This is a genomic window from Jeotgalibaca porci (assembly GCF_011299095.1).
GTDB lineage: Bacteria > Bacillota > Bacilli > Lactobacillales > Aerococcaceae > Jeotgalibaca > Jeotgalibaca porci.
Map to the genome: position 1 here is coordinate 1,680,827 of NZ_CP049889.1, position 9,805 is coordinate 1,690,631.

The window sequence follows — 9,805 nt, forward strand, 5'->3', positions numbered from 1 at the left end:
CACCTAATGCAATTCTACTCTATTTCAAGTATACTAGATAAGTGACAAAATCAGTATCAGACAGACACATTTATATATTAAATAAATGAAATAACTTATAATACACTTAAGTGAAGTAAGAAGGAAGTAGGGTTACAAATGGAAGAAATAGTCCAATTAAATAACATCTCATTCAGTTATTCTGAAGAAGATTTGCGCCCAGCTCTTAATAACGTTTCGTTGTCGATTAACAGAGGAGAATGGATTGCTGTAATCGGGCCGAATGGTTCAGGTAAATCCACCCTTGCGAAAACAATCAATGGGTTGATCGAAGCCGACGCTGGCGAAGTTATTATTGGCGGGACAAAGTTGACTGAAGAATCAGTGTGGGATGTCCGTCGCAAAGTCGGGATGGTATTCCAAAATCCAGATAACCAATTTGTTGGATCAACGGTTCAAGATGACGTTGCCTTTGGATTGGAAAATATCGGTGTTCCGCGTGAAGAAATGCTTGAGCGTGTAGCAAAAGCAGTTAAAGTTGTAAACATGGCAGACTTCATGGATAAAGAACCAGCGCGTCTATCAGGTGGACAAAAGCAACGGGTAGCGATTGCCGGTATTATTGCCTTAGCGCCGGATATTATTATTTTGGATGAAGCAACGACAATGTTGGATCCAAAAGGCCGCAGAGAAGTGATTGAAACCATTCAGCAACTTAAAAAAGAACAAAACTTAACTGTCATTTCCATTACACATGATATTGATGAGGCGGCGAAAGCAAACCGCATTTTTGTCATGCAGGCAGGCGAATTGAAACGAATCGGGACACCGGAAGAAATCTTCGCGGTTGGTGCTGATATTATTGACATGGGCTTGGATATTCCTTTCCCGGAGAAATTAAAATACCAATTAGCACGCCAAGGACTGGCTGTTCCAGCTGAATACTTAACCGAAGAAAGGATGGTGGATTGGCTATGGACATTATTCTCAAAGATGTAGGATACTCATACGGCGCTGGTACACCATTTGAAAGCCGGGCCCTGTATGATGTGGACCTCGCTATCCCAGAAGGCAGCTATACGGCTCTAATCGGCCATACAGGGAGTGGGAAGTCGACTGTGACGCAGCATTTGAATGCGTTGCTAAAGCCGACTACTGGGACCGTTACAATCGGCGATCGCGTGATTGATAACAAAACCAACAATAAGAATTTGAAATTCATTCGTAAAAAAGTAGGGATTGTATTCCAGTTTCCTGAATCGCAACTATTCGAAGAAACAATCGCCAAAGATATTGCCTTTGGTCCGATGAACTTCGGTGTTTCCGAAGCAGAAGCGTTGGAATTAGCCAAGGAAACTTTACCACTCGTTGGTTTGGATGAGACATTCATGGATCGGTCACCGTTCGATTTATCAGGCGGTCAAATGCGTCGTGTGGCGATTGCCGGCGTTTTGGCAATGAAACCGGAAGTATTAATTTTGGATGAACCGACAGCCGGATTAGATCCAGCAGGGCGCCGCGAAATTATGACCATGTTTAACAAACTTCATGAAGAACAAGGCATTTCCATTGTTTTGGTAACGCACCAAATGGATGATGTGGCAACATATGCAGACCACGTTATTATCATGGATAAAGGAACCGTTGTTAAAATGGGATCGCCAGCAGAAATCTTCTTGGATGCAGAATTTTTACAAGAAAAACAATTAGGTCTACCAGCATCACTGGAATTCCTACAGAAATTTTCACAACAGACAGGTATTGATTTTGGCGATCAACGACCATTGGGAACATCCCGCTTGGCCGCTGCTATCATCGAAATGTTGAAAGAAGGTGACCTGGATGCTTGAGAAATTGCTATTCGGTCGCTACATTCAAGGTAGTTCCTATGTGCATAAAATGGATCCCCGTGCGAAATTAATCGGCGCCTTCTATTTTATTGTCGTTATCTTCCTGGCGAATAACTGGTCCACTTACCTGGCTATGGCGCTGTTCACCGTGCTCTGCGTCTATCTATCAGATATTCCTTTAAAAGTCTTTATAAATGGCGTGAAGCCGTTAATTTGGTTGATTTTGTTTACCGTTATTCTCCAAGTCCTCTTTACGACTGGGGGCGAATCGTACTTTAGCTTTGGCGTTATCAACATCACTTCCTTTGGTCTGTTAAACGGTGCATTTATCTTCATGCGCTTTGTCCTCATTATTTTCATGTCGACATTACTGACATTGACGACCATGCCGCTGTCACTAACCGATGCTATTGAATCATTATTGGGACCGCTGAAACGCTTCAAAGTACCTGTTCATGAACTAGCGTTAATGCTTTCGATTGCTTTGCGTTTCGTACCAACATTAATGGATGAAGCTTCTAAAATTATGAACGCACAACGCGCACGTGGTGTCGACTTTGGTGAAGGAAACATCATTCAGCAAATGAAGGCTGTAACGCCGATTTTAGTACCGTTGTTCGTCAGTTCTTTTAACCGTGCGGATGAATTGGCTAATGCCATGGAAGCACGTGGTTACCAAGGCGGCGAAGGCCGGACCAAGTACCGCGAACTTAACTGGCAACTGCGCGATACCATCGCTATGCTTGCATTTGTAGCATTAACGGCCTTACTGTTCTTCTTAAGAAATTAAAGAGGTGGATAATGCTTACACAACGTTATAAATGCATTGTTCAATACGACGGGACACATTACGTCGGTTATCAAGTGCAGCCAAACGGAAACAGTATTCAGACTGAAATTGAAAAAGCTCTACGAAAAATGATGAAGGGCCAGACCATCAAAATTGATGCGTCTGGTCGGACTGATTCCGGCGTACATGCCCTGGGACAGGTCATACATTTTAATTTACCGATTCAAATTAAACCGGAATCTTTGCAGCTCGCGCTAAACAGCATGTTGCCGGCAGATATTTCGATTCGACAGGTTGAAAAAGTATCCGACGCATTCCACTCACGCTATTCGGCGAAAGGGAAAAAGTACGTTTACCGTGTGGACTTGAATCGTTTCGCAGATCCCTTCAAACGGTATCATACCTTGCATCACCCTTACCGCATGAATCTTGATGCACTAAAAGCGTCTCTGGATAAATTAGTAGGGGAGCACGACTTTACCAGTTTCTGTTCGACTAAAACTGAAAAAGAGAATTTAGTGCGGACGGTATACGTCGCGAAATACGAAATTGATGAAGCAGCAAATGAACTGATTTTTACATTTATCGGGAATGGTTTTTTATATAATCAAATTCGTATTTTTGTAGGAACGTGTTTACAGATTGCGGATGGCTTAAAACAGCCCGAAGAAATCGATCGCCTGTTGGAAGTGAAAGACCGGAACGAAGCGGGCCCGACCGCATCAGGTAAAGGATTGTACTTAGTAGAAGTCTATTACGACAATACATTCAAAGAGAAATTTACTCACTTTTAAAAGAGTGAGTTTTTTTTACAGAAAAAATTGACAAACGCTCGGGAGTGTTGTATTATATAAGACGGTATTGTTTGCCCCACAAGAGCCCCGGAAACTCAGATGGATCAAACATTCAGATAAGAATATGGAGGAAAAGAACGTGCGTACAACATACATGGCTAAAGCTAACGAAATCGAACGCAAATGGTACGTTATCGATGCAACAGATGTTCCAATGGGACGTATTTCATCAATCGCTGCATCAATCTTGCGTGGAAAAAACAAACCAACTTACACACCACATGTGGATACTGGTGACTTCGTTATTATTATTAATGCGGATAAAGTTAAATTAACAGGTAAAAAAGCATCAGACAAAATCTATTCTCGCCACTCAGGCTATATCGGTGGTCTAAAACAGGTAACTGCAGGAGAATTGCGTGCTAAGAACTCTCGTCGTCTAATGGAATACTCAATCAAGGGTATGCTTCCAAAAGGTGCACTAGGTTCTGACCAATTCAGAAAACTACATGTATACGGTGAAGCAACTCACCCACATGCAGCTCAAAAACCAGAAGTTTTAGATATCACTAACCTAATTTAAGGAGGGAATAACATGGCACAAGCACAATACATCGGCACTGGTCGCCGTAAAAACTCAACTGCTCGCGTACGTTTAGTACCCGGAACAGGTAAAATTGTCTTCAACAAGAAAGACATGGAAGATTACATTCCATTCCCTTACTTGTACGAAGTAATCAAACAACCATTAAACATTACAGATACTCTAGGAAGCTACGACGTATACGTAAACGTTAACGGTGGTGGCTTTACTGGACAAGCTGGAGCAGCTCGTCACGGAATTTCTCGTGCTCTACTTTCAGTAGACCCTGACTTCCGCGCACCGCTTAAAGCAGCTGGACTACTTACTCGTGACCCACGTATGGTTGAACGTAAGAAACCAGGTTTGAAAAAAGCGCGTAAAGCGGGTCAATTCTCAAAACGTTAATTGCTGGAGCCGTTGCGAATTCATTCGCTTACGGATACAGTATGGGACGGAGATTTCACAGAAATCGAGTACCATTCAATTATACAGTTCAAGACACTTTCCATTTATGGAGGGTGTCTTTTTTTGGCTCCATACTAATCTTAGTATGGTTAAAACAGAACCCTAAAAACACACACGTTGACGATTACTCTTAACGGGGAATCGAACGTGTGTGTTTTCTGTCAAGCAGGGACTCAAGGGCTGCTAAGGAATACTTTATAGGAAACGTTAATAGGTAGCATTAAACATCGCATTGAATTTACGAATGCGCTAGCCCAGACGAGAGAAAGACCTTAAAAGGTACCCAATTCTCATTGCGTAAGCAAAATCATAAAATGTTTGGCACCGGTATCCATCTTCTCTTACCTGTTAATCAAATTATGTTTAGTGACGAATTCGACCAGTTCACTTTTTTTGGTCAAATTCAGCTTATTGAAGATCCTTGTTTTATAAGTATCTACTGTTTTTATGCTTATCAGCAGTTCACCAGCAATTTCAGTTAGCGTGTACCCCTTAACAATCCATTGCAACACCTCTTGTTCGCGAAGGCTTAATGTTGCATACATTTTATTAATCTTTTCTTCGCTCTGCTTATTTTTTAGGATGGTCGTCATTTCTTTTGGCCGCAAATAGATGTAACCTCCCATAACCGCATCAATAGCAGAATAAAGCTCCTCATCTACAGCTACTTTCGGAACATAACCAGATGCTCCCGCTTTCATAATTAAAGAGACATATTCCTCATCTTCATACATGGTTAGAATAATCACTTTTGCTTGTTCATAACGTGATCTTATTTTTTTAAGTACTTGCAGTCCGTCCATGCCAGGCAAAGAAATATCGAGAAGCAAGATATCCGGTTTCAATTTATCATAAAGCTCTATCGCCTTATGCCCATCCTCAGCCACCCCCACAACTTGGTAAGAACTTCGTTTTTGCAGTAGAAGCTTTAGGCCTGATATAAGAATAGCATGATCATCAACCAGCATAATACTAATTTTTTCTTTAGGTTTCTGCTCCAACTTTATCACTTCTTTCTGGATTTAAGGGCATGGAAACATAAATTTCTGTCCCTTTCTTTTCATTGGCTCTGATAAGAAACGTACCTCCCTGCAACTCTGCTCTTTCTTTCATACCGTGTATGCCAATCCTGTTTTGCTGTTTGGCTTTTTCAAAACTTGCTTTATGAATCCCCTGCCCATTATCTGTTACGGTCAAGTCTATCCATTGCTTGCTAATTTCCAACCCGATCCTGATTTCGGTAGCATTGGTATGTTTCACTACGTTATTCATGCTTTCTTGAACGATCCGATACAGAGCCAATGTAATATGCTCCGCTATGGCAACGTCCTCTTGAGGGACAAATAAGAGAACCTGGATTTGATGGTTTTCCTCAAAATTTCTCGCATATTTCTTTATCGCTGAAACCAGCCCCATCTTATCCAGGATGGGCGGGCGTAATTCAACGGCTAAATCCCGGATTTGCCTTAAAATTCCCGCAGCGATATCTCTGCTTGTATAAAGAAGCTCACGTTGCTCGCTATCTTTCGCCTCATTTGCCATGATTCGCATGGTGACCATTAAAGAGGTGAGGGCTTGACTGGTCTCATCATGAAGCTCACGTGAGATTCTTTTTCTTTCATCCTCTTGAACAGATAATAACTTTGATATCAATTTATCCCGCAACAAATCCTTGTGTTGAAGTTCCTTAAGTAGATAGTCCACTTCTTTATTGGAATTAATAAGATGGTTCGTCATCTCATTGAAAGTTCGCGCCAATTCTCCGATTTCGTCGCTGCTTGTCTCTTCTGCTCGCAGGGATAGGTTCCCCGCTGATATACCTAGTGCTACGTCTACTAAAGTATTGATTGGTTTGGTTATCATACGGGTGGCAAGATAAGCGATTCCGATAGCACCTATCGATACGAATAAAGTAGCCATCAATAATTTAGCGATTCTGGAATAGATATATTCCAAAGATTTCTCCTCTGACATCCCCACTCGTACATATCCAACTTCTCCTTCTTCAATAGGAACTGCGACATCATGAATATTGCCTTCATCTGAGGAGAGGATGATATGCTGGGGCTGGGCAACCACTTGGGAAGAACGAGCCTTCAGAATTCCTTTTGGCAGCATTTCGGGATTGGAAAAGGTATGGGCATAAAGCCTTCCGCGGCTGTTGAATACCAAGATATAGCGGATTTCTTCGTCCACTTTTTTGGTTTCATTAATGAGGCTATCCACTGAATACTGATCGTCAAAGAGGATATAGTCTGAGCTTGTTTCAGCGATATTTTTTGCAATGCTGGTGCCGCGTTTCGCAAGGTCTTCCATCATCATATTGGTAAGGGAATCCCATATGATCCAACCAAAAATGCTAGCCAGAAAAAGTGACGAGAGCATGATTGCCGCCAATATTTTTTGGTTTATCTTCAAATTATTCATCCATTTCATAGGGAACCTCATAATACTCTGAATCGAATGGAATAAAGCGATCAATATACAATCCCTGAAGTACCTGCTTCATAAATTCCTGTTCGTGCATAGTAAGAAAGCTTTCTTTAATCAGCTCTTTTTCTTCTTCGGGCAAGTTGCTTCGGATAACTACAGGCCCGGTGCCTAAGGGCATTGATTTTTCAATAATTTTCAACATTGCTGTTTCTTGAGGATTTTCCCGTTTCATGGTTTCGAAAGCCAGAGAATTAACAGCTGCGGCATCTACAATACTATTTAAAACAGCGTTAATGGAACCCTCATGGCTGTAGGTGTAGACATGCCTTCCGAAAAAACTTTTGATATCTTCTCCTCTATCCTCTAATTCTTCTTCCACAAAAAGATAGCCTGAATAGCTTGAAGGATCATAGAAGGCTATATCTTTGCCCTTAAGATCATTAAGTTCTAAGAATTCATTCTCGCCTTTAGTGATAATGTAACCATAATAATAGGGGCTGCCAAACCTTTCTTGGGTTGCAATCCCTTCAAACCCCCCTTTATCCTTATACAGGATATAAGCTCCTGTCGGAAGCAAGGCGATATCGGCTCCCCCGTTGACCATCAGATTACTGATTTCATTATAACTTCTGCGTTGAATTAAAATAGCTGGTCGGTTCAGCTTCTCTACAATATAATTTACGATTTCCCGGTAATGAACGATTGTGTCTGTTGGAGAAAGCACACTAGAAATAGCTAGCCTTATCGGATTTTTTTCATCCTGTATACTGTCAGGAGTTTGTTTTTCTTCTTCTGAAAAAATAATTTGTTGGGTGGAGGAGTTCCGTTCACAACTTGCCAATATGCATAATAGTAGTAAAAAAGGTAGAAGTTTAAATGTTTTTTTCATGTTTCTCCTTTCCCAAGAATGGATTCATTTCTGAGAATTTTTGCTACCAAAAAGCAATCTCGATTATACCAATTATATCACAAGCATATTTTTATACCAAGAATAGGTAAATGGCTTAAGCAAAATAGCGTAGGATATTTTCTGACAATATAAAGTTAATTATCTTACAAATAATAAGATATTTGCTGATAGTTATTAAATTTAAAAAAGAACATAATATTCATGTAACCGTTATGCAGGTAGCGAAAATATTTGCGCAACATAAAGGAAACGCAGATTCAGCTTGCAGTAAGGAATAGTTGGTAGCGCTTATTCTATTTTAGCGGTTTTTTACAACCAAAGCATTGCGTCTTATTCTGAGAAGGGTATATTCCTGGTGCCGGAAGGGTGGGATCACGCTCTTCCCCATCACAGCATGGATACGCAATAGCAGAAGGATACTTTATTTTTCAAGCGTTTTCATAAAAAGAGGAGGGAGGCTTTCGGGAAACACATCATAGAGTTGAATAAAAAAATCGTAAAACTTCAGTTACTGGAATTTACAATATAGGATATAGGAGGATTTCGAAAATGGAATTAGCTTATCAAAAACAAAACAAGGAAAAATTTGCCCGCTATCTCTTTCGGCGAAAAATAATCTTTATTATTGCATTTGTAGGATATGTCTCAGCATATCTTGTACGAAATAATTTCAAATTAATGTCCAGCACTATTATGGCTACGAATGGTTGGGATAAAGCGGATATTGCTTTTTTGCTTTCTTGTTTAACGATTTCTTATGGATTGGCTAAGTTTTATATGGGTGCTTTAGGAGACCGGGTGAGTTTGAGGAAACTTTTCTCAATCAGCTTGGGAGCTAGTGCCCTTATCGCTATTATGATTGGATTTTTTAACACATCCATTACAACGCTGGCTATTCTCTTGGTGTTGTGTGGAGTAGTGCAGGGGGCTTTAGCACCTGCGTCTCAAGCGATGCTTGCCAACTACTATTCTAACCGCTCACGTGGAGCAGCTATTGCAGGTTGGAATATCTCACAAAATGCTGGATCTGCTTTACTTCCTTTAATCATTGTAGCATTGACTAGCATGGGACTGGTCGTTCCGGAAACCGGAAACATTCTCATGGCATTCTTGGTTCCAGGAATATTGGTGCTACTAGTTGCTTACCTGTGTTGGCGTTACGGTGGAGACAGCCCTGAGTCTGAAGGCCTGGACTCCTTGCGGACTATGTATGGAGACGCTGGTGAATCGAATGTTGCAACTGAAGAAGAAAGAGAAGGACTTAGCTATTGGCAGCTGATTTGGAAATATGTTTTTACCAATCCACAATTATTGTTGGTAGCGGCTGTCAACGTGGCTTTATATTTCCTCCGTTTTGGAATTGCAGACTGGATGCCGATTTATCTGAATGAAGTGGGGAACCTATCGAATACCCAAGCACAACTAGCTGTTTCTGTTTTAGAATGGGTTGCGATTCCGGGGTCATTAGTCTTTGCTTGGTTGGCTAGTAAATACCCGAATAAAATGGCTAAAATTGGAGCGTTGGGCTTATTCGCCATGGTAGGATTCGTCTTTCTATACGAAAAACTGGTTAGCGATGGTGTAACAAATTATCCTTTCTTTTTGGTTATTTGTGGCATTTTAGGTGCTTTAATTTACGGACCACAACTAATTGTTAATATTCTCACAATTGACTTTGTCCCACTGAATGTAGCGGGAACGGCTATTGGTTTTGTAGGTTTGACGGCGTATTTGATTGGAAATATGGGTTCTAACTGGTTGATGCCGATACTGGCTGATCAATTCGGTTGGTTCTGGTCTTACACAGTTGTAGCTTTCTTATCAGCATTTGCGGCAGTGGGCTATCTGGTATTGTCGAAAACTGAAGAGAAAGTAAAAGTTGTATAACTATTTCTAGAGCTGAACAGAGACGAAAAACTTAATTTAAAAAGAGAAACTTAAAAGAGGGAATCACATTCGTAACTATTTTAGTTTATTGAAATTAGCACGCCCATTCATGTT

General features: G+C 40.8%; 10 protein-coding genes. 7 read left to right on the forward strand and 3 right to left on the reverse strand.

Annotation, left to right across the window (positions count from 1 at the left end; all coding sequences use genetic code 11):
• Positions 1–138 precede the first annotated feature (138 nt).
• The 6 genes from G7058_RS08635 (at position 139) to rpsI (ending at position 4,401) form a co-directional block, all read left to right on the forward strand.
• Positions 139–978 (forward strand): energy-coupling factor ABC transporter ATP-binding protein, encoded by an 840-nt coding sequence (locus G7058_RS08635; protein WP_166063153.1) that lies wholly within the window; start codon positions 139–141, stop codon positions 976–978.
• A complete protein-coding gene (locus G7058_RS08640; protein ID WP_166063154.1) occupies positions 954–1,829 on the forward strand; it encodes an energy-coupling factor ABC transporter ATP-binding protein in 876 nt (291 codons plus the stop codon). The genes G7058_RS08635 and G7058_RS08640 overlap by 25 nt, the downstream gene beginning before the upstream one ends.
• Complete coding sequence (locus G7058_RS08645; protein WP_166063155.1) at positions 1,822–2,619, forward strand: energy-coupling factor transporter transmembrane component T family protein; 798 nt, start codon at positions 1,822–1,824, stop codon at positions 2,617–2,619. The genes G7058_RS08640 and G7058_RS08645 overlap by 8 nt, the downstream gene beginning before the upstream one ends.
• 11 nt (positions 2,620–2,630) lie before the next feature.
• Positions 2,631–3,413 carry a tRNA pseudouridine(38-40) synthase TruA gene (truA, locus tag G7058_RS08650; RefSeq protein ID WP_166063156.1) on the forward strand — a complete coding sequence of 261 codons (783 nt, stop codon included), beginning with the start codon at positions 2,631–2,633 and terminating at the stop codon, positions 3,411–3,413.
• 139 nt (positions 3,414–3,552) lie between these two features.
• Entirely contained in the window at positions 3,553–3,996 is a 444-nt protein-coding gene (gene rplM, locus G7058_RS08655) for a 50S ribosomal protein L13 (protein ID WP_166063157.1), read from the forward strand.
• Positions 3,997–4,008: 12 nt separating this feature from the next.
• On the forward strand, positions 4,009–4,401 hold the full coding sequence (gene rpsI, locus G7058_RS08660) for a 30S ribosomal protein S9 (protein ID WP_166063158.1): 393 nt from the start codon (positions 4,009–4,011) through the stop codon (positions 4,399–4,401).
• Positions 4,402–4,802: 401 nt separating this feature from the next.
• Here the strand turns inward: rpsI and G7058_RS08665 are convergent, their stop codons facing one another.
• Genes G7058_RS08665 through G7058_RS08675 form a run of 3 tightly spaced genes read right to left on the reverse strand, consistent with a single transcriptional unit; the run spans position 4,803 to position 7,783 of the window.
• On the reverse strand, positions 4,803–5,462 hold the full coding sequence (locus G7058_RS08665) for a response regulator transcription factor (protein WP_227004418.1): 660 nt from the start codon (positions 5,460–5,462) through the stop codon (positions 4,803–4,805).
• The gene (locus G7058_RS08670; protein WP_166063159.1) at positions 5,446–6,897 is read right to left on the reverse strand and encodes a HAMP domain-containing sensor histidine kinase; all 1,452 of its coding nucleotides are present in this window, start codon (positions 6,895–6,897) and stop codon (positions 5,446–5,448) included. The genes G7058_RS08665 and G7058_RS08670 overlap by 17 nt, the downstream gene beginning before the upstream one ends.
• Complete coding sequence (locus tag G7058_RS08675; protein ID WP_166063160.1) at positions 6,881–7,783, reverse strand: substrate-binding domain-containing protein; 903 nt, start codon at positions 7,781–7,783, stop codon at positions 6,881–6,883. Before G7058_RS08675 ends, G7058_RS08670 begins: the two co-directional genes overlap by 17 nt.
• Before the next feature lie 570 nt (positions 7,784–8,353).
• Here G7058_RS08675 and G7058_RS08680 point away from each other — a divergent pair.
• Positions 8,354–9,691, forward strand: a complete 1,338-nt coding sequence (locus tag G7058_RS08680; protein ID WP_166063161.1) for an MFS transporter — start codon at positions 8,354–8,356, stop codon at positions 9,689–9,691.
• Positions 9,692–9,805: the final 114 nt, after the last annotated feature.

Bases quoted from the DNA above. Each gene is read 5' to 3' on its own strand.
- G7058_RS08635 (WP_166063153.1), top strand. From the start codon at position 139: ATGGAAGAAATAGTCCAATTAAATAACATCTCATTCAGTTATTCTGAA.
- G7058_RS08640 (WP_166063154.1), top strand. From the start codon at position 954: ATGGACATTATTCTCAAAGATGTAGGATACTCATACGGCGCTGGTACA.
- G7058_RS08645 (WP_166063155.1), top strand. From the start codon at position 1,822: ATGCTTGAGAAATTGCTATTCGGTCGCTACATTCAAGGTAGTTCCTAT.
- truA (WP_166063156.1), top strand. From the start codon at position 2,631: ATGCTTACACAACGTTATAAATGCATTGTTCAATACGACGGGACACAT.
- rpsI (WP_166063158.1), top strand. From the start codon at position 4,009: ATGGCACAAGCACAATACATCGGCACTGGTCGCCGTAAAAACTCAACT.
- G7058_RS08670 (WP_166063159.1), bottom strand. From the start codon at position 6,897: ATGAAATGGATGAATAATTTGAAGATAAACCAAAAAATATTGGCGGCA.
- G7058_RS08675 (WP_166063160.1), bottom strand. From the start codon at position 7,783: ATGAAAAAAACATTTAAACTTCTACCTTTTTTACTACTATTATGCATA.
- G7058_RS08680 (WP_166063161.1), top strand. From the start codon at position 8,354: ATGGAATTAGCTTATCAAAAACAAAACAAGGAAAAATTTGCCCGCTAT.